The sequence below is a fragment of the Micromonospora sp. NPDC048935 genome, assembly GCF_043197875.1.
GTDB lineage: Bacteria > Actinomycetota > Actinomycetes > Mycobacteriales > Micromonosporaceae > Micromonospora.
In genome coordinates this window covers 861556-879616 of sequence record NZ_JBICTZ010000002.1, presented here as the reverse complement: position 1 = coordinate 879616, position 18061 = coordinate 861556, and the positions used below count along the sequence as shown (strand labels likewise).

General features: G+C 71.6%; 16 protein-coding genes. 9 read left to right on the top strand and 7 right to left on the bottom strand.

Annotated features, from left to right (window positions below):
- Positions 1 to 118 precede the first annotated feature (118 nt).
- Positions 119 to 1144, top strand: a complete 1026-nt coding sequence (gene fbaA / locus ACGFIW_RS10400) for a class II fructose-bisphosphate aldolase (protein ID WP_393312651.1) — start codon at positions 119 to 121, stop codon at positions 1142 to 1144.
- Positions 1145 to 1195: 51 nt separating this feature from the next.
- Here the strand turns inward: fbaA and ACGFIW_RS10395 are convergent, their stop codons facing one another.
- The gene (locus ACGFIW_RS10395) at positions 1196 to 2389 is read right to left on the bottom strand and encodes an LOG family protein (RefSeq protein ID WP_393312649.1); all 1194 of its coding nucleotides are present in this window, start codon (positions 2387 to 2389) and stop codon (positions 1196 to 1198) included.
- 249 nt (positions 2390 to 2638) lie between these two features.
- On the opposite strand from ACGFIW_RS10395, the gene ACGFIW_RS10390 reads away from it, so the two are divergent.
- A complete protein-coding gene (locus ACGFIW_RS10390; protein ID WP_393312647.1) occupies positions 2639 to 3067 on the top strand; it encodes a DUF3151 domain-containing protein in 429 nt (142 codons plus the stop codon).
- 44 nt (positions 3068 to 3111) lie between these two features.
- Here ACGFIW_RS10390 and ACGFIW_RS10385 read toward each other — a convergent pair whose 3' ends face one another.
- A complete protein-coding gene (locus tag ACGFIW_RS10385) occupies positions 3112 to 5136 on the bottom strand; it encodes a chromosome partitioning protein (protein ID WP_393312645.1) in 2025 nt (674 codons plus the stop codon).
- Between the two features lie 94 nt (positions 5137 to 5230).
- On the opposite strand from ACGFIW_RS10385, the gene ACGFIW_RS10380 reads away from it, so the two are divergent.
- Positions 5231 to 5449 carry a hypothetical protein gene (locus tag ACGFIW_RS10380; protein ID WP_393312643.1) on the top strand — a complete coding sequence of 73 codons (219 nt, stop codon included), beginning with the start codon at positions 5231 to 5233 and terminating at the stop codon, positions 5447 to 5449.
- Positions 5450 to 5824: 375 nt separating this feature from the next.
- Here ACGFIW_RS10380 and ACGFIW_RS10375 read toward each other — a convergent pair whose 3' ends face one another.
- Entirely contained in the window at positions 5825 to 7018 is a 1194-nt protein-coding gene (locus ACGFIW_RS10375) for a diacylglycerol kinase family protein (RefSeq protein WP_393312641.1), read from the bottom strand.
- Between the two features lie 124 nt (positions 7019 to 7142).
- Here ACGFIW_RS10375 and ACGFIW_RS10370 point away from each other — a divergent pair, with 124 nt between their 5' ends.
- The 5 genes from ACGFIW_RS10370 (at position 7143) to ACGFIW_RS10350 (ending at position 13006) form a co-directional block, all read left to right on the top strand.
- On the top strand, positions 7143 to 8432 hold the full coding sequence (locus ACGFIW_RS10370; protein WP_393312639.1) for an adenylosuccinate synthase: 1290 nt from the start codon (positions 7143 to 7145) through the stop codon (positions 8430 to 8432).
- A gap of 55 nt (positions 8433 to 8487) precedes the next feature.
- Positions 8488 to 9555: a hypothetical protein gene (locus tag ACGFIW_RS10365; RefSeq protein WP_393312805.1), complete on the top strand. Its 1068-nt coding sequence runs from the start codon at positions 8488 to 8490 to the stop codon at positions 9553 to 9555.
- Positions 9556 to 9639: 84 nt separating this feature from the next.
- On the top strand, positions 9640 to 10890 hold the full coding sequence (gene purD / locus ACGFIW_RS10360) for a phosphoribosylamine--glycine ligase (protein ID WP_393312637.1): 1251 nt from the start codon (positions 9640 to 9642) through the stop codon (positions 10888 to 10890).
- Between the two features lie 272 nt (positions 10891 to 11162).
- Positions 11163 to 11798, top strand: coding sequence for a SigE family RNA polymerase sigma factor (locus tag ACGFIW_RS10355; RefSeq protein ID WP_393312635.1), 636 nt, complete (start codon positions 11163 to 11165; stop codon positions 11796 to 11798).
- Between the two features lie 2 nt (positions 11799 to 11800).
- Positions 11801 to 13006 carry a hypothetical protein gene (locus ACGFIW_RS10350; RefSeq protein WP_393312633.1) on the top strand — a complete coding sequence of 402 codons (1206 nt, stop codon included), beginning with the start codon at positions 11801 to 11803 and terminating at the stop codon, positions 13004 to 13006.
- Positions 13007 to 13061: 55 nt separating this feature from the next.
- On the opposite strand, the gene ACGFIW_RS10345 is transcribed toward ACGFIW_RS10350, so the two are convergent.
- The 3 genes from ACGFIW_RS10345 to ACGFIW_RS10335 all read right to left on the bottom strand — a co-directional run bounded on the left by ACGFIW_RS10345 (position 13062) and on the right by ACGFIW_RS10335 (position 16597).
- On the bottom strand, positions 13062 to 14624 hold the full coding sequence (locus ACGFIW_RS10345; protein WP_393312631.1) for an AMP-binding protein: 1563 nt from the start codon (positions 14622 to 14624) through the stop codon (positions 13062 to 13064).
- A 304-nt stretch (positions 14625 to 14928) separates the two neighbouring features.
- Complete coding sequence (locus tag ACGFIW_RS10340; RefSeq protein WP_393312629.1) at positions 14929 to 16143, bottom strand: acyl-CoA dehydrogenase family protein; 1215 nt, start codon at positions 16141 to 16143, stop codon at positions 14929 to 14931.
- Between the two features lies 1 nt (position 16144).
- Positions 16145 to 16597, bottom strand: coding sequence for an SCP2 sterol-binding domain-containing protein (locus tag ACGFIW_RS10335; protein WP_393312627.1), 453 nt, complete (start codon positions 16595 to 16597; stop codon positions 16145 to 16147).
- Between the two features lie 67 nt (positions 16598 to 16664).
- Here ACGFIW_RS10335 and ACGFIW_RS10330 point away from each other — a divergent pair, with 67 nt between their 5' ends.
- On the top strand, positions 16665 to 17303 hold the full coding sequence (locus ACGFIW_RS10330; protein ID WP_393312625.1) for a TetR/AcrR family transcriptional regulator: 639 nt from the start codon (positions 16665 to 16667) through the stop codon (positions 17301 to 17303).
- A gap of 38 nt (positions 17304 to 17341) precedes the next feature.
- On the opposite strand, the gene ACGFIW_RS10325 is transcribed toward ACGFIW_RS10330, so the two are convergent.
- Complete coding sequence (locus tag ACGFIW_RS10325) at positions 17342 to 17986, bottom strand: DedA family protein (RefSeq protein WP_393312623.1); 645 nt, start codon at positions 17984 to 17986, stop codon at positions 17342 to 17344.
- Between the last annotated feature and the right edge of the window lie 75 nt (positions 17987 to 18061).

Genomic DNA, 18061 nt, shown 5'->3' with positions numbered 1-18061 from the left:
GGTTGTTCCGGCACACCCCACCTACGGGATACTGCCGGGCGGAGGACAGCGCGGTCCGGCGCACAAGTGAACAACAGCGGCCAGCACGGCCGAGAGTGGTAAGTAAGGAGCGCATCACATGCCCATCGCTTCCCCCGAGGCCTACGCGGAGATGCTGGACCGCGCCAAGGCTGGCCGGTACGCGTACCCCGCGATCAACGTGACCTCCTCGCAGACGCTGAACGCGGCGCTCAAGGGCTTCGCCGACGCGGAGAGCGACGGCATCATCCAGGTCTCCACCGGTGGCGCCGAGTACCTGTCCGGCCCCTCGATCAAGGACATGGTCACCGGCGCCGTGGCGTTCGCCGCGTACGCGCACGAGGTCGCCAAGAAGTACTCGGTCAACATCGCCCTGCACACCGACCACTGCCCGAAGGACAAGCTGGACAAGTTCGTCCGTCCGCTGATGGGCATCTCGCAGGAGCGGGTGAAGCGCGGCGAGGAGCCGCTGTACCAGTCGCACATGTGGGACGGCTCGGCCGTGCCGGTCGCGGAGAACCTCCAGATCGCCGCCCAGCTCCTCGACGAGGCCGCCAAGGCCAAGATCGTCCTTGAGATCGAGGTCGGCGTCGTCGGTGGCGAGGAGGACGGCGTCGAGAACGCCATCAACGACAAGCTCTACACCACCACCGATGACGGCCTGGCCATGGTCGAGGCGCTCGGCCTCGGTGAGAAGGGCCGCTACATGGCGGCGCTGACCTTCGGCAACGTGCACGGCGTCTACAAGCCGGGCAACGTCAAGCTCCGTCCGGAGATCCTCAACCAGATCCAGGAGGCGGTCGGCGCCAAGTACGGCAAGGACAAGCCGCTCAGCCTGGTCTTCCACGGCGGGTCCGGCTCCCTGCTGAGCGAGATCCGCGAGGCTCTGGACTACGGCGTGGTGAAGATGAACATCGACACCGACACCCAGTACGCCTTCACCCGGCCCGTCGCGGACCACATGCTCCGCAACTACGACGGCGTGCTGAAGATCGACGGCGAGGTCGGCAACAAGAAGCAGTACGACCCGCGCGCCTGGGGCAAGGCCGCCGAGGCCGGCCTGGCCGCCCGGGTCGTCGAGGCGTGCGAGCACCTGCGCTCCACCGGCACGACGATGACCAAGTAACGACGTACCACCGACGGCCGGCTCCCCGCGCGGGGAGCCGGCCGTCGTCGTTCACGCGGTGAGCAGGCGGACCGCCTCGTGCACGTCGTCGGTGAGATGGATCGTCGACGACAGGTCACCGAACGGGGACGCGGCCAACAGCGGACGCAACAACGCCTCCACCGGCAGCTCCTGCGTCCAGTAGCCGCGGTCCAGGAAGATGTACGCCCCACTGGCGCCGTCGGTGCCGTAGTAGGTCTTCGTGGCCGCCTGGAACACCTCCTGCACCGTGCCCGCCCGCCCCGGCGCGAAGACGATGCCGCCCCGGGCGAGCCGCAGGATGGTGTCCTCCCGGATCGCGTTGGAGAAGTACTTCGCGATCCGACCGGCGAACAGGTTCGCCGGCTCGTGCCCGTACAGCCAGGTCGGAATGGCCAGCCCACCGGCCCGCGCCCAGGCGAGGTCGTCACCACGTTGCCGGGGCACGCCCGCGTACCGCTGCCGCACCGCCAACGCCGTGGCCGTGTAGCGGTGGTGGTCGGTGAAGTCGGGAGCGCCGGCCAGCAGGTCGATCGCCCCGGTCAACTCGGCCGCCGGCCGGTCCGCCAGGTAGGCGCCCAGGTTCGCGGCCTCCATCACCCCCGGACCGCCGCCGGTCACCACCAGGCGGTCGGCCCGCGCCAGCTCCCACCCCAGCACGGCAGCCATCCGGTACGCGGGACTGCCGCGCCGCACCGCGTGCCCGCCCATGATGCCCACCACCGACTGCGGTCCGTGTCGGGCCAGCCAGACCCGGGTGGCGTCGGCCAGCGCATTGTCCACGCCGTGATCGTGCAGCCGCTGACCCAGCGCCTCCCGGACGTCCGGCAGCGCACCACCGTGCGCCCGGAAGTGGTCGTACACCCGGGTGTCGTACATCCCGGTGAACCCGCCCTCGACGAACCCGGCGGCCAGGTCTTCCGGGGTGTAGAGGTGGGCCGGCTGGGTCGGGTACGGCAGCCCCGAGAACGGTGGCACCACGTTCGCGCCGCGCCGGACCAGGTCGGCCCCGACGCCCCGGGAGGCGAACCGGCAGCCCACGAAGAGCGTGCCGGCGACCTCGATGCCGGTGAGGTCGGGCACCGGCGCCAGGTCGAGGCGCAGGCCCTGCACGGTCAGCCCGGTCAACCGGCCGGTGGCCAACTGCCGATCGAACTCGTCGCGGGTCTGGATCTCGTCGGTGTGCAGGTGCGGCTCGATGACGTCCGCGGGAGGTGGGGTCGGCACCCGGCCATCCTGCCCCTGCGCCGGGGCCGGCCAAACCTCGGGCCTGGGGTGCGACCGACAGAAGCCCGGTGACCGAGGCCACCGGGCTCCTGCGTTACCGGTTCCTGGGGAGGCTCCGGACCATTAGTTGTAGTGGAAAAGATCCGGCGGCGGCATAGGCCGCAGGCGTGACCAACTCCTCAGCCGTTCAGTGGAACGCGTCGGCCGACCCGCTCGCGTGTCGCCCTGTCCAGCGGGTTGAATGGGGCGATGCAGAACCTTTTGCCAGAGCCACCGGCCACCCGCCTGCCCGCGAACGACGAGGCCGACGCCGCCCTGGCTGCCGCCGAGCAGGCCGGCACCGACGAGGCGTTCGCCAGCGTGGCGGCCGACTGCCCGACCTTCAGTGCGGGCTGGGCGGAGCTTGCCGCCCGGTCGTTCGCGCAGGGCCAGGTGGTGACCGCGTACGCCTACGCCCGCACCGGCTACCACCGCGGCCTCGACCAGCTGCGCCGCAGCGGTTGGAAGGGGCACGGCCCGGTGCCGTGGTCACACGAGCCCAACCGGGGCTTCCTCCGCTGCCTCTACGTGCTGTCCCGAGCGGCGGACGAGATCGGTGAGGCCGACGAGGCTGCCCGCTGCGCCCAGTTCCTGCGCGACTGCGACCCGGAAGCGGCGGACGCGCTGGCCAGTAACTGACCCGCTCCGACGGCCGGCCCGACTCCGGGCCGGCCGTCGGCGGGTTACAGCCCCTCGGCGACCGCCGCAGCGATCTTCAGCCAGGCGTCCCGGGTGGCCGTGGACAGCCCTCCGTACCGGATCGGCTCACCCGTGTCGATGAGCCGCTCGTACGGGGCCAGCAACACCGCCCGGGTACGCGCCGCGAAGTGCTCCTGGATGGCCGGCAGGTCGATCTCCTTGCGGGACGGCGGCATCGACACCACGGTCACGGCCTGGCGGACCAGCCGCTGCCGGCCACTCTGCTCCAGGTGGTCGAGCATCCGGGCGGCGGTCTCGGCGGAGTCGTTACGAGCCGACATGGTCACCACCAACTGGTCGGTGGCGTCCATCGACGCCTGCCAGTTCTGCGCCCGCACGTTGTTCCCGGTGTCCACGAAGATCAGCTTGTAGAACCGGCTGACCACCTCGCGGATCTCGGCGAACGCGGCGGCGGTCAGCATCTCGCCGCCGGTGGCCGACTCGTCCGACGCCAGCACGTCGAACATGCCCTCGCCCTGCGAACGGACGTACTGCGACAGGTCACCGACCCGCCCGTGGGCGCCCTGGAACTGCCCGAGATCCCGCAGCATGTCCCGCACCGTGCGGGAGTGGAAATCCTGCTGGGCGCGCATCCCGAGGGTGCCCTGGGTCTCGTTGTTGTCCCAGGCCAGCACGTAGCCACCGCGCTTCTGGCCGAACGTCATCGCGAGCAGCAGGATGGCCACCGTCTTTCCGGCACCACCCTTCGGGTTGACGACCGTCACCTGTCGCAGCCCGCCGAAGTTGCGGCGCACCATCTCGATGTCCCGCTTGAGCTCCTGCTCGTGCCGCCCCGGAGAGAGCCGGAGCAGCCCCGTCCGGTTGACCATCGCGCGTACGCCCATGGTCGCCACCGGGTCGACGGGCCGGACCTGCCGGCGCCGGCTGAAGTCCTCGGCGGTCGGTACCGCCGTCTCCTCCGGCGTCCAGCTCGCGTCCGGATACGCGGCGGCATCCGGGTACCCGGCGGTGGGCACCCGGGTCACCCCCTCGGCCTCCTGGTAGGGCTGCCCAGGCTGGACGCCGGGCGCGCCCTGCTGCCACGGCGGCGGGTACCACCCCGGAGACGGTGGGAACGGCCCGGGCGGTGGGGTCGCCGGCCCGGCCTGTTGGTGAGCCTGTGGCAGGTTGCCGAACTGCGTCAGGTCGGGCGGCGGCGGAATGTGCCCGGGACCGGCCGGACCGGGAGTCGTCGGGGTGAACGACGGACCCGGGTGCGGCGGCTGCGGGTCGGGCGGGGCGGGAAGCGGGGGCGTCGCCGTGGCGGCTTGGTCGTGGGCCGGCGCGGGCGGTCCGGAGGGGCGTTGCGGCGGATACGCCCACGGCGACTCGGTGACGAGCCGCGCCGCCCCGACGGCAGGCCCGTCGTCCCCGGGTCCGTCGGCCTGCGACGCCAGTCCTGCCGCTGCGGGCCCGGCGCTGGTCGAGCCTGCGCTGGTCGAGCCTGCGGCGGTCGGGCCTGTGGCGGTCGGGCCCGTGCTGGTGGGGCCTGTGCTGGTGGGGCCTGTGCTGGTCGAGCCTGTGCTGGTCGGGCCTGCGGAGAACGGGGCTGCGTCGGTCGGGCCTGCGCTGGTCGGGCGGGCGGTGGGTGTGAGGGCTGTGGTGGGTTGGTCGGTGGGCGTCGCGGGTGCGGCGGGGCGATCCAGGGTGAACGGCAGGTCCAGGTCGACACCGCCCGGGGGGATGGGTGCGGCAGCGACGCCCGTCGGACCCCGGTCGCCGGCCTGCGCCCGCGCCACCCCGGGTGCGCTGCCGGTCGCCCCGGCGGCGGTGCTGGTCGCGTTGCGTACGCCGTTGGTCGCCCCGGCGGCGGTGCTCGCGGGAGCGCCGGCTGTCCCTGCTGAGGCTGGTGCTGCTGGCGTGCCGGTCGCTGGCGCGTCGGTCGCTCGCGTGCCTGGTGCGAGCGGCGTGCCTGGTGCCGCTGGCGTGTCGGACGCTCGCGTGCCTGGTGCCGCTGGCGTGCCGGTCGCCGGCCTGCCTGGTGTGAGCGGCGCGCCAGTCGGGGGCATGGCTGGTGCTGCTGGCTTGCCCGCGGTAGGCGGCGTGTCGCTCTGAGGCGTGCCCGGTGCCGGGGGCGTGCCCGGTGTGAGTGGCGTAGCCGGCGTGAGCCGCGTGCCCGGTGCGAGCGGCGTAGCCGGCGTGCCCGGTGTGGGCGGCGTGCCGGTTGCCGGGGGAGCGGGCGGTGTCGACGCGGCGGTTGGTGCCGTCGGGTCGGCCGGCGGCCAACTCGGCTGTGCTGGCGCCCAGCCGGACGCGGCGGCGGACGAGCCACTGCCGCCCCAGCCGCCCGGCATCGGGACGGCACCGGTGAGCGACGGATAGTCGGACGGCGAAGGCGGTGGCTGGGCCGGGGCCCCGGGTTGACCGGGAACCGGCGACCGGCCGGTCGGCGGTGCGGCCACCGGCGGAGTCACCGGCCCGGGCGCGACCGACGACGGCGCACCCCGCTGTTGGGTGACCGCCGCCCACGGCGGCACCGCGCTACCCGCGCCGCGGTCGGCGGGATCCGGCGGCCAGAGTGGTTCGATGTCCCGCTCTGGCACCGGCTGCTGGCCGTGCACCTGTGCCCGGTCGGCGTTCTCGTCCATTACGGCCCCTCCCAGTCCTCCTGCGAGGATAGGCCCATCCGCCGAGAAGGGGCCGTCGGCGCAGCCGGGCCGGCCGCTCAGCCGGGCCAGCCCTTCGACACCGGCAGGGTCAGCTCGACCAGACCGCCCAGGCGCCCGGCTCGATCCACCAGGAACGCTTCCGGGTCAGCTCACCCTCGACACCATCGTCGAGGTAGGGGACCTTCCCCTCCCGGGGCAGCACCGAAACGGCCCGCCCACGGGCTCGCCGCACCTCGAGGCGTACCCGCTTGCGGCCCAGCGCCGACCGGACGACCACCGGCACGGCGACCGCGACCTCGATCTGGCCGTCGGCCGGGTCCGGTGCGGTCAGCAGCGTCACGTCGTCGAGCGTCGCGTACCCGCCGGCGTTGCCGACCAGGCACGCCAACAGCGGTTCGTCACCGTTGGTGAGGACGGTGTCGTCCACCTCCACCCGGGCCCGCCAGTGCAGCGGCCGGCCGGCGTCGTCGGCGGCACCGAGCAGCGCGCCGTCCAGGGTCACCGATCCACCGTCGTTGCGCAGCAGGTCGAGTCGGCGCACCGTGCCATCCACCACCGCGGCGGCCACCGCCGCCGGGTCACGCGGCAGCCCGAGCTGCGCGGCCAGGTCCCGGTGGGTGCCGCCACGGGCCGGATCGAGCGGGAGTACGGCCACCGGCGGCAGGTCGGGCAGGGTCCGGTTGCCGGGCAGATCCGCCGGACGCCTGCTCGGCGCTGGCGCGTACCGCCGGACCAGCCGGCGCAGCACGGCGCGCAACTGCCCGTCGCTGGCTGTGGCGACGACCAGCCGGGTCTTGCCGTCCAGGTCGGGCCAGGTGAGGCCATCCGGGCGGGCCGGACCGTCGAGCCGCGCCAACACCGCGTCGATCTCCGCGTCGGAGCGGGCGGTGACCATCTCCACCCGCGCGCCCCGGGCGATCAGCGCGTCGGAGCAGGCCAGCACCGGCACCCGTGGCCGCTCGGTGGCGCACCGCTCGGTGTCGCCGCCGGCCCGGGCTCCCCGGCCGGTGTCGGTCCGGCCGGTGTCGGTCTTACCGGTGTCGGTCCGGCTGGTGTCGGCCTGGCTGGTGTCGGCCTGGCTGGTCTCGGCCTGGCTGGTCTCGGCCTGGCCGGTGTCGGCCTGGCCGGTGTCGGCCTGGCCGGTGTCGGCCTGGCTGGTCTCGGTCTGGCTCGTCGGGTCGGTGGCGGCCTCGGTCGCGCCGCCGCAGCAGGCCCCTCCGCTGCCACAGCCCCCGGGAGCGTCCCGCTCCGAACCGAGGGTGAGCAGCACCACGTCGTACACGGAAGGAGCCTCCTGCCTCTCGACGCGACCCCTGCCGGCCACGCCGTCATTACTTGTTAACCTGACACCCCGGGCTCGCCAACCGGTCGCCACCTGGCACCCGAGCCTTCTGGAGGCGGAAAAGATGCCAGCGATCGTGCTCATCGGCGCTCAGTGGGGCGACGAGGGCAAGGGCAAGGTTACCGACCTGCTGGGTGAGCGGGTCGACTACGTCGTGCGCTACTCCGGTGGCAACAACGCCGGCCACACGGTGATCACCCCAGACGGCCAGAAGTACGCGCTGCACCTGATGCCGTCCGGCGCACTCTCGCCGAACGCGATGATCGTCATCGGCAACGGTGTGGTGGTCGACCCGAAGGTGCTGCTCGCCGAGATCGACGGCCTGGCCGAGCGCGGCGTCGACGTGTCCCGGCTGCGGATCTCCGGCGACGCGCACCTGATCATGCCGCACCACCGGGCACTGGACCGGGTGATCGAGCGTTACCTCGGCTCGTCGCGGATCGGCACGACCGGCCGGGGCATCGGCCCGGCGTACGGCGACAAGGTCGCCCGGATCGGCATCCGGCTCCAGGATCTGCTCGACCCGGGCATCCTGCGCAAGAAGCTGGAACTCGCCCTGCGCGAGAAGAACCAGATCCTGTTCAAGGTCTACAACCGCAAGGCGATCGACCTTGAGGCGACCGTGGACGAGTACCTGGAGTACGCCGAGCGGCTCAAGCCGTACATCGCGGAGACCCGGGCCATGCTCTGGGACGCCCTGGACCGGGGCGACACGGTGCTGCTGGAGGGTGCGCAGGCCACCATGCTCGACATGGACCACGGCACGTACCCCTTCGTGACCTCGTCGAACCCGACCGCCGGCGGTGCCTGTGTGGGCGCCGGCATCCCGCCGACCGCGATCAACAAGGTCATCGCGGTGAGTAAGGCGTACACCACCCGGGTCGGCGCGGGACCGTTCCCGACCGAGCTGTTCGACGCCAGCGGCGAGCACCTGCGCAAGGTCGGTGTGGAGTACGGCACCACCACGGGGCGGGAGCGTCGGTGCGGGTGGTTCGACGCGGTCGTCGCCCGGTACGCCTGCCGCCTCAACGGCGTCACCGACCTGGTCATCACCAAGCTGGACGTGCTCACCGGCCTGCCCAAGGTGCCGCTCTGCGTCGGCTACGAGATCAACGGCGTCCGGGTCGACGACATGCCGATGAGCCAGACGGACTTCCACCACGCCACGCCCGTCTACGAGGAACTCGACGGTTGGTGGGAGGACATCACCAAGGCGAGAATCGCCGAGGACCTGCCGGAGAACGCCCGCCGCTACATCGCCCGGGTAGAGGAACTCTGCAACACCAGGGTCAGCGTCGTAGGCGTAGGCCCAGGCCGAGAAGAAAACGTAATCCTCCACCCCCTCCTCCCCTAACAGTCCCCCCACCCCCCACCCCACCCCACCCCACCCCCCGCTCGCCCCGGTGATCATGAGGTTGACGGGTTATTCGATCTACAAAGGTCCCGTCAACCTCATGATCACGCGCAGCGGGGGAGAGGGCTGTTTTCCACAGGGTTATCCACAGGGGTGGTGGCTGGCTGGATGGACGGTCAGCGTGGTTCTTGTGGATCGCGCAGACCTTGTTCGCTCGATTGCGGCCGCCCAGGATGGCTTGATCACTCGAGCGCAGGCACAGAAAGCCGGATTCAGCCGACACGATATCGATCATCTGGTGGCTGTGGGCCGTTGGTGGCCGCTCGCTCGTGCGGTCTATCTGACGCATGGCCGCAGTGCACCACCTGCTCGCCGGTGTCGTATTCGTGCCGCATTGCTCTCGCTGGGCCCGCACGCGCACGCGGTGTTCGGCACGGCGGCCGAGTTGCACGGCATCGCCGGACTGCCGCGTCGGGACGAGATACATGTGGGGCTGCCGGGTCGCATGGCCAAGCTGGCGCGGGTGTCGGATCCCGCGATCGTTCTGCATCAGCTCGAACGGGCTCCAAGTGCGGTGATGCAGGTGAACGGGGTCGCGGCCACGGAGCCACGTCTGACCGTTGCCGAGATCATCTTGCGGGAACGTCGCTACGCGGCGGTCTCGGTGCTCGACTCCGCGCTCAACCGGGGGTTACTCACGACCGAGTGCCTGGCAACCATCCCGGCGCTGATCCGAGGTCGGCGAGGCGCGGTCGCCGCACGTGTCTACCTTGCCGAGGCCGATGGTCGGGCACAGTCGCCACTGGAGACCCGCTCTCGGTTGCGATGCGTCGACGGGCGGGTTCCGCCGGACACCCTCCAGTTGGAGGTGCGCGACGATGACGGGTATCTGCTGGGCATCGGCGACCTGGGCTGGCGCGGTCCAAGGGTGATCGCCGAAGCGGACGGCCGAGACGCGCACGCCACACCTGAGGCTGTCTTCGCGGACCGCCGCCGCCAGAACCGCCTGGTCAATGCCGGCTGGACCATCCTCCGCTTCACCTGGCAGGACACCCTCCGCCCCGACTACATCCCCCATACGGTCCGCCAGGCGATCACAGCCGCTCATTCCCGTCGATCATGAGGTTGACGGCTTAGTGGATCACTAAAAGACCCGCCAACCTCATGATCAACAAGGCTCGGGAGGGGGACAGTAGGATCTGGGGTCGTGCGGGTTCTTTTGGTGGGTGGTGGCGGGCGGGAGCATGCGCTCGCGCTCGGGTTGGTGCGCGATCCGGGGGTTTCCGCGCTGATCGCCGCGCCCGGTAATCCGGGGATCGCGAGCGTGGCTGAGCTGCGGGCCGTGAACGCCTCAGATCCGGCCGCGGTGGCGGCGCTGGCCGTGGAGACATCCGCCGACCTGGTGGTGATCGGGCCGGAGGCGCCGCTGGTCGCCGGGGTCGCCGACGCCGTACGCGCCAAGGGGATCGCCGTGTTCGGCCCCTCCGGTGCGGCCGCTCAGTTGGAGGGCTCGAAGGCGTTCGCCAAGGACGTGATGACCGACGCCGGCGTGCCGACCGCCCGGGCGTACGTCTGCACGGACGAGGAGAGCACCGCCCGTGCGCTCGACGAGTTCGGTGCCCCGTACGTGGTGAAGGACGACGGTCTCGCCGCCGGCAAGGGCGTGGTGGTGACCGACGACCGTTCCGCGGCTCTGGCGCACGCCGCCGAGTGTGGACGGGTCGTGATCGAGGAGTTCCTCGACGGCCCCGAGGTCAGCCTCTTCGTGATCACCGACGGGGAGGCGGCCCTGCCGCTCCTGCCGGCACAGGACTTCAAGCGGCTCGGCGACGGCGACACCGGGCCGAACACCGGCGGCATGGGCGCGTACGCGCCACTGGCCTGGGCCCCGCCCAGCCTGGTCGACGACGTCATGCGCGACGTGGTCCACCCGACGCTCGCGGAGATGCGCCGCCGGGGCACCCCGTTCGCCGGCCTGCTCTACGTCGGGCTCGCGATCACCGCCGCCGGCCCTCGGGTGATCGAGTTCAACGCGCGCTTCGGTGACCCGGAGACGCAGGTGGTGCTCGCGCTGTTGGAGACCCCACTGGGCGGGCTGCTGCACGCGGCGGCCACCGGCACGCTGGCCGAGCATCCGCCGCTGCGCTGGCGGGACGGCAGCGCGGTGACAGTGGTGCTGGCCTCGCCGGGCTACCCGGTCGCGCCGCACACCGGCGACGTGATCACCGGCGCGGATCGGCCGGGCATCATCCACGCGGGCACCGCCCGCCGGGCCAGCGACGGCGCCTTGCTCTCCGCCGGCGGCCGGGTTCTCTGCGGTACGGCCACCGGCCCCGACCTGGCCGCCGCGCGCGACGCCGCGTACGCGCTGATGGGCGGGGTGAAGCTGGCTGGCTCGCAGCACCGCACCGACATCGCCGCCGCCGCGATCGACGACCGGATCACGATTCCCGGCTGAATCCGGGCAACCCCCGCCCTCCGCGCCGCCGTTCGAGCGGTGAGGTGAGGGGCTGGCGGGAGATGCCTGTCGCTGCACGGTCCACGGTGTTGGTCAAGGTGGCTGCTCCCGAGGCGCTGTCGACCGCGCGGAACTCGTCGAACTCGCGTGAGCACCGGACCTGACCCTCTTTCCCTGAGCGGCTGTCGCCCTCGATGGGCAACCCGGCGTTGCTCCGGCCACGACTTAGCGGTGTCGGAGGCACAGCGACGGGAGGAGTGGGAGATGCGGGTTTGCGGACGATCACCGTGCTGTTGGTGGCCGGTGGGAGGACAGGTCCGACGATGCCGTTGAGCCCGGGATCGGTCGAGCGGTCCGCGGCCGACGCCGAGTACACCGAGTGCGTTCGCGTTGGTCTGCCGCAGTGGCGTCGGACGGCGTACCTGATGTGCGGTGACTGGCATCAGGGCGACGACATCGTGCAGCGGGTGCTCACCGAGCTGTACCGCAACTGGTCCCGGGCACGGCGGGCCGGCAACCTGAATGCGCTGGTCCGGACGATGTTGATGCGGCGGTTGATCGACGAGCGGCGACGCGGCTGGGCTCGGGTGCTGATCACCGACCTGCTTCCGGAGCGGCCCGCACCGGCCGCCCCGGATGCCACGGAACGGCTCGATCTGGTGGCGGCGTTGCGCCAGGTCGCGCCGCGGCAGCGGGCCGTCCTGGTGCTGCGGTTCTTTCAGGACCTGAGTGTCGAGGAGACGGCACAGGCGCTGGGTTGCGCGCCGGGCACCGTCAAGAGCCAGACAGCCAAGGGGCTGGTGACGCTGCGAGGACTGCTCGCCCCCGTCCAGAACGACGTGCCGACCACCATGCGGACCGGCGTGGCGGGTGGCCCGCCGACCAACGTGTTGGCCCAGGGGAGTTGACAATGATCGATGAGATGGATGTGGCGCGGTTGATGCGCGCCGAGTTCGAGGCCGCCGAGCCACCGTCCGCCGTGGTGAACATCGAACGGGCGATGACCGCCGGGCGGCGACAGCGCTGGTACGCGCGCAGTGCGGGTGCCGCACTGGCGGTGGTCGCGGTCGTTGTCGGCGCTGTCACGGTGCCGGGCCTGGTCGCGCCGGCGGACCGGTCGCCGTCACTGGGCCCGTTCGGCACCCCGGCCCCGCTGGAGCCGTCCGCCGGGAAGACGCCGTCGCCCGACACGTCCCGGATCCCGGCCGCGTTGGAGACGATCGATCCGACCATTCAGTACGTTCGGTTCGGTTGGTTGCCGTCGGGACTGGCCCGTCTGAGCTACTCGGCGGGTCAGATGCAGCTTGGCCTGGGTGTATCTCTGAGTGGGCATGCCCCTGGTTCGCCGAACCCCGGCTGGATGGGGGTTTCGGTCGACCTCTACCCGAAGGGGGTGACGCCGAAGGCGCCGCAGGTCATGGGCATCGACCAACGGGCACCCGTCGTGAGTACGGCGCCCGCACCCGATGTGCGGGGCGAGGCGGCGACCTTCACCCTGTACGACGTCGACGGCGACACCGACCGGCTCTCCCTCCGCTGGCAGTACGCCCCGGACGGCTGGGCCGAGGTCGATGTCACACCCTGGGCGGCGGGGCAGGATGCCCGCGAGATCGCCCTGCACGTGGCGCAGACGCTCAGGTTCAGTACGACCGAGCGGGTGCAGATGCCGGGCCAGGTCACGGGGTTGCCGCAGCGGCTGCGGCCGATCTGTGTCAGCGTGGACGGGCCGCTGACCCCGGACGGCTGGCGATGGTACGCCGACGTCGATTACAGCGCCGAACCCCTCAACGCTGATCACTATGCGGTGGGGTCGAAGACGCTGAAGGTCAGCTTCTTCCCGTACGTCGAGATGACCGACAAGATTCGGGCCGAGTTGCAGGGGAAGGAACTTTACCGGACTCCGAACACGACCATCGACGGTCATCAGGCGTCCTTCCTCAAGGCGGAGGATCCAGAGTGGTTGGAGAGTCTGGAGGTGTTCGACGTGCGGGGGATGGCGGTCCAGTTCGACGCACGCCGCGGCGCGCTCGACGAGCCGGGCACGAAGGGCCTGTTCCAGCACCTCGACCTCGCCGGGGCCAGGCCGGACTGGCGGCCCTCACTGCTGGCCGACTGACGGGTGTGGTCACCTCCCCGGAACTCGCCGGTTCTCGCCGACGGTTCCGGGGCGGTCAGCCGTAGTAGCGGCGTAGTTCTCGGCTGAGCACCTTGCCGGTGGCGTTGCGGGGCAGGTATTTCACGAAGATCACGTCCCGGGGGACGGAAAATCGGGCCAGGTAGTGCCGGACGTACTCGCGTACCGCCTCGGGGTCGAGCGTCTCGCCCGGGTGCAGGGCGAGGAACGCGGACAGTCGTTGGCCGTACTCGGCGTCGGGTACGCCGATCACGGCCGCCTCGCGGACCTGGGGCAGTTGGGCGAGCAGGTCCTCCACCTCGGACGGGAAGACGTTCTCGCCACCGGAGACGATCATGTCGTCGGCCCGTCCGTCGACGAAGAGCAGGCCGTCGGGGTTGAGTCGGCCGAGGTCACCGGTGTCGAGCAGGCCGTCGTGGGTCTCCCGGCTGGCTCCGGAGGTGTACCCCTCGAAGAGCATCTCGTTGCCGACGAAGATCCGCCCGACCTGGCCGTGCGGCACCGGCTGACCGTTGTCGTCGAGCAGTTCGAGCCGGGTGCCGTGGGGTGGGCGGCCGGCCGTGGTGGGTGCCTGGCGCAGATCCTGGGGGGCCGCGAGGGAGGCCCAGGAGACCTCGGTGGAGCCGTAGAGGTTGTACAGGACGTCGCCGTAGACGTCCATGAACCTCGGGGCGAGCCCGCCGGGCAGGGCGGAACCGCTGACCGCGACGACCTTGAGCGGGGGGCGCGGGTCCGGCGCGGGCACCTCCAGGAGCCGCTGCACCATCACCGGTACGGCGAACAGCGCGTCACACCGGTGCGCGGTCAGGGCGGTGAGCGTGGCGACCGGGTCGAAGCGCCGGTGCAGCACGATGGTGGCCCGCAACGCCAGGCTCACCTGGAGGGCGGCGAATCCCCAGGTGTGGAAGATCGGTGCCGCGATCATCACCCGGTCCCGGGCGTGCAGCGGGATGCGGTCGATGATGGACACCAGCGGGCCGAAGCCGTTCGGCGTGGGTCGGCGGGCACCCTTGGGGGTGCCTGTGGTGCCGGAGGTGAGCACGATGATCCGGCCGTCCCGCTCGGGCGGGTGCAGGTCACCCGGCAGCGCCCCGGCGACCAGCTCCTCGCGGGCCCGTTCGTCGAGGCGTGCCAGCTCGGCGGGGAGGCCGAGGACCCGCTCGGCGAACTCGTCGTCGTGCACCAGCAGCCGCAGCCGCTGCTCCTCGGCCACGGTGCCCAGTTGGGCGGCGGAGAGCCCGGTGTTGACAAGCACGGCGTCGACGCCGAGCAGGGTGGCCGCGACGATCGTCTCGATCAGCCCGTGGTGGTTGCGGCAGAGCACGCCGATCCGGTCGCCGGCCTGGACGCCGAGCCCCGCCCGCATCGAGCGGGCCATCCGTTCGGCCCGGTCGAGCAGTTCGTGGTACGTCAGCTCGACGCCGTTCTCGTCGATGACCGCCGGTCGGCCGGGGTCGCGGGCGGCTGCCTGGCGTAGCTCGCCGGCCAGGCTCCATCCCCAGGTCCGCAACGCGTTGAGCTGTGCGGCCACCCGGACGGGGCTGCCGGGGGTGAGCAGTCCGCGACGGGTGAGCGTGGCAACGATGAACGGCAGGTCCATGCCGCAGACCTCCTCGGGTGGTGCGCGGACGGGCAGGGGTTGTCCCCCCGTCCAGCAGGGCGTCTTTCCTTGATCATGCACTGGGCGCGACGGAGGGCCCAGTTCGCGTCCGCGCGGGGTGACGAAGACGGCACGGATCGTGGAATCCGACGATGGTGCGGTCCGCGGCTGCCGCAGCCGCAACGCCCGGCTCCGCCGAGCTGGCCCTGACCTGGCGTCCGACCGCACCGGGCCAGCCGGACCGGGGTACGGCTGACCGGGTCGAGACCAGCCGGGCGGGCCTCGACCCGTCGACACCCGTCGGTCAGCGGATCTGCATCCCGGAGATCGCCCGGGAGATGACCAGTCGCTGGATCTCGGAGGTGCCCTCGAAGATGGTGTAGATCTTGGCGTCGCGGTACCAGCGCTCGACCGGGTGGTCACGCAGGAAACCCGCGCCGCCGAGCAGTTGCACCGCCTTCTCGGTGACCGACACCGCCACCTCGCCGGCCTTGAGCTTGGACATCGACCCCTCACCCGCGGTGAACGGGCGGTTGTTGCGGCCCATCCACGACGCACGCCAGACCAGCAGCCGCGCCGCGTCGATCTCCATCCGCATGTCGGCAAGCGCGAACGCGACCGCCTGGTTCTCGATGATGGGGCGTCCGAACTGGACCCGGTCCTTCGCGTAGTCCAGGGCGTACTCGTAGGCGGCCCGTGCCACGCCGAGCGCCTGCGCGCCGACGGTGGGTCGGGTCAGCTCGAAGGTGCGCATCGCGGCCTGCCCGGTGGACCGCTGGCCGGAGCGGGCCCGGTCGAGTCGTTCCAGCAGGGCGTCCCGTCCGCCGAGCAGGCAGCGGCCGGGCACGCGGACTCCGTCGAGGAAGACGTCGGCGGTGTGCGACGCGCGCAGGCCGAGTTTGCGCAGCTTGCGGGTGGCGGCCAGGCCGGGGGTGCCCGGGGGTACGACGAACGCCGCCTGGCCTCGGGAGCCGAGTGTGGCGTCGACCGAGGCGGTGACCACGTGGACTCCGGCGATCCCGCCGTTCGTGGCGTACGCCTTCTGGCCGGTGAGCACCCACTCGTCGGTGGCCTCGTCGTAGACGGCCCGGGTGCGCATCGCGCCGACGTCGGAGCCGGCTTCCGGCTCGCTGGTGCAGAACGCGGCGACGGCCGGCGAGTCGGCGTCGCCGAAGCACTGCGGCACCCATTCGACCATCTGGTCCGGGGTGCCGGCGCCGTAGATGGCGGCGACGGCGAGCGAGGTGCCGAAGATGGAGAGGCCGATGCCGGCGTCACCCCAGAAGAGTTCCTCGCTGGCGATCGGCAGGGAGAGCCCGGTCGGGTCGGCCCAGCAGGTGGCGAGGAACTCGAAGCCGTAGAGGCCGACCTTGGCGGCCTCCTGGATCACCGGCCACGGGGTTTCCTCGCGCTCGTCCCACTCGGCGGCGGCCGGGCGCACGACCTCGGCGGCGAAGCCGTGCACCCAGTCGCGCAGATCCCGCTGTTCCTCGTTCAGGTCGAGCGAGAACTCGGCCATGTCAGGCCTTGGGGATGTCGAACAGGTTGGCGATGTTGGCGGCGAGACCGAGGTCACCCTTGGCCTTCAGCTTACCGGTCATGAACATCATCACCGGGTTGGCGCCACCGGAGACGATCTTCAGGAACTCGACCGGGCCCATGGTCAGGCTCAGCTTCGGGTCGTGCTGCGGGGTCTCGTTCACGTCGCACTTGCCGTCGGCGATGACAACCTCGTAGGTGTCGCTGCCACCGTCGGGGCGACCGGTGATGACCCAGTGGATGACCGCGTTGGTGGAGCCGGCCCGGTCCGCACGGAACAGCGACGGCATCCGGCCGAACACCTCGCCCAGGATCTTGCCGCGCAGGTCACCGGACATCACCTGGGCGATCTTGTCGTCCGGGGTGGACTTGACCAACTGGGCGAACTCCTTGGGGCCCACGTTGGCGAAGGTGGCCGGGTCGAAGTCAGTCATCAGGTGTGCCTTCCGGAAGATTGGCTACTCGTGCGTAACCCTACGCACGAGTAGGTATGCTCGCAAGGTGTCCACTCCGCCTGCCTTCAAGCGCCTGCCACGTGCCGTTCGTGAGCAGCAGATGCTTGACGCGGCCGTCAGGGTCTTCTCCCGGCGGGGCTTCCATGCCGCCAGCATGGACGAGATCGCGGAGGACGCGGGCATTTCCAAGCCCATGGTGTACGCGTACCTCGGCACCAAGGAGGAGCTCTTCGTCGCCTGCCTGCATCGGGAGGGCACCCGGATGATGCAGGCCATCGCCGGTGCCGCCGCCCCCGACCTGCCGGCGGACGTTCGGCTCTGGCGAGGGCTGAGGGCGTTCTTCGGCTTCGTGGGCGCGCACCGAGACGGCTGGGCGGTGCTCTACCGGCAGGCTCGTGGTGAGCAGCCGTTCGCCGGCGAGCTGGCCACCATGCGGGCCCGGATGGTCGAGGTCGTCGCCGGGATGCTCGGCCACGCCCTGCGCGCCGAGGGCCGTGAGATCACCGCCGTCGACCTGGAGGTCGTCGCGTACGCCCTGGTCGGCGCGACCGAGTCGTTGGCCGACTGGCTCGCGGACCACCCGGAGGCCGACCCGGAGAAGACCGCGACCCGGATGATGAACGTGGCCTGGCAGGGCGCCGGTCAACTCCTGCACGGCGTCGTCTGGCTCCCGGCCACCGACTGACCGCCGCGAGGTCAGCGCACCGACCCGGCTACCCGAGGTCAGCGCACCGGCACCCGGCTCACCGGCTCGGTCGTCGACGCCGACCGCGCTGCCCGGCGACGCCTGCCGAGCCAGCGACCCACCTCGACGATCGTCGTCACCGTCAGCGCGAGGCCCAGACCGAGCAGGAGGCCGCGCACCGGGTCCTGCTCGAAGGCCAGCCCGCCGAGGTAGCCCACCAGCCCGGAGTAGAGCCCCCACGAGCCCGCGGCGAGCGCGTCGAAGGCCAGGAACCGTCGGCGGGGGTAGTGCACCGCGCCCATGGTGAGGGTGACCGCCGTCCGGCCGCCCGGCACGTAGCGGGCCACCGTGAGGATGAGTCCTCCCCGCGTGGCGATGCCCCGACGCGCCCACTCGATGGCGCGCCTGCGCCGACCCTCGGGTGGGAGCCGGTCGAGCAGTCGCGCGCCACCACCCCGCCCGATGGCGTACGAGATGTGGTCGCCGACCAGCGCCCCGGTGGCGGCCACCAGGATCACCGCCGGGAGGTACGGCGCGCCGGAGGCCGCGAACACCCCAGCGGTGATCACCGCCGTCTCGCTCGGCACGACCGGGAAGAACCCGTCGAGCACCGCGATCGCGAAGATCGCCAGATACACCCAGGGTGAGGACATCGTCTCGTGCAGCAGGTCGAGCAGGGCCATGCCCCGATGCTGGTACGGGTGGCGGCTCCCGCCATCGGCCAGTGGTCGGCCGGGCGCCACTACTTAGGTCGCATC

Coding starts and splice junctions, on each gene's coding strand:
- fbaA (WP_393312651.1), top strand. CDS start 119: ATGCCCATCGCTTCCCCCGAGGCCTACGCGGAGATGCTGGACCGCGCC.
- ACGFIW_RS10390 (WP_393312647.1), top strand. CDS start 2,639: ATGCAGAACCTTTTGCCAGAGCCACCGGCCACCCGCCTGCCCGCGAAC.
- ACGFIW_RS10385 (WP_393312645.1), bottom strand. CDS start 5,136: ATGCCCCCGACTGGCGCGCCGCTCACACCAGGCAGGCCGGCGACCGGC.
- ACGFIW_RS10370 (WP_393312639.1), top strand. CDS start 7,143: ATGCCAGCGATCGTGCTCATCGGCGCTCAGTGGGGCGACGAGGGCAAG.
- ACGFIW_RS10365 (WP_393312805.1), top strand. CDS start 8,488: ATGAGGTTGACGGGTTATTCGATCTACAAAGGTCCCGTCAACCTCATG.
- ACGFIW_RS10350 (WP_393312633.1), top strand. CDS start 11,801: ATGATCGATGAGATGGATGTGGCGCGGTTGATGCGCGCCGAGTTCGAG.
- ACGFIW_RS10345 (WP_393312631.1), bottom strand. CDS start 14,624: ATGGACCTGCCGTTCATCGTTGCCACGCTCACCCGTCGCGGACTGCTC.
- ACGFIW_RS10340 (WP_393312629.1), bottom strand. CDS start 16,143: ATGGCCGAGTTCTCGCTCGACCTGAACGAGGAACAGCGGGATCTGCGC.
- ACGFIW_RS10335 (WP_393312627.1), bottom strand. CDS start 16,597: ATGACTGACTTCGACCCGGCCACCTTCGCCAACGTGGGCCCCAAGGAG.
- ACGFIW_RS10325 (WP_393312623.1), bottom strand. CDS start 17,986: ATGGCCCTGCTCGACCTGCTGCACGAGACGATGTCCTCACCCTGGGTG.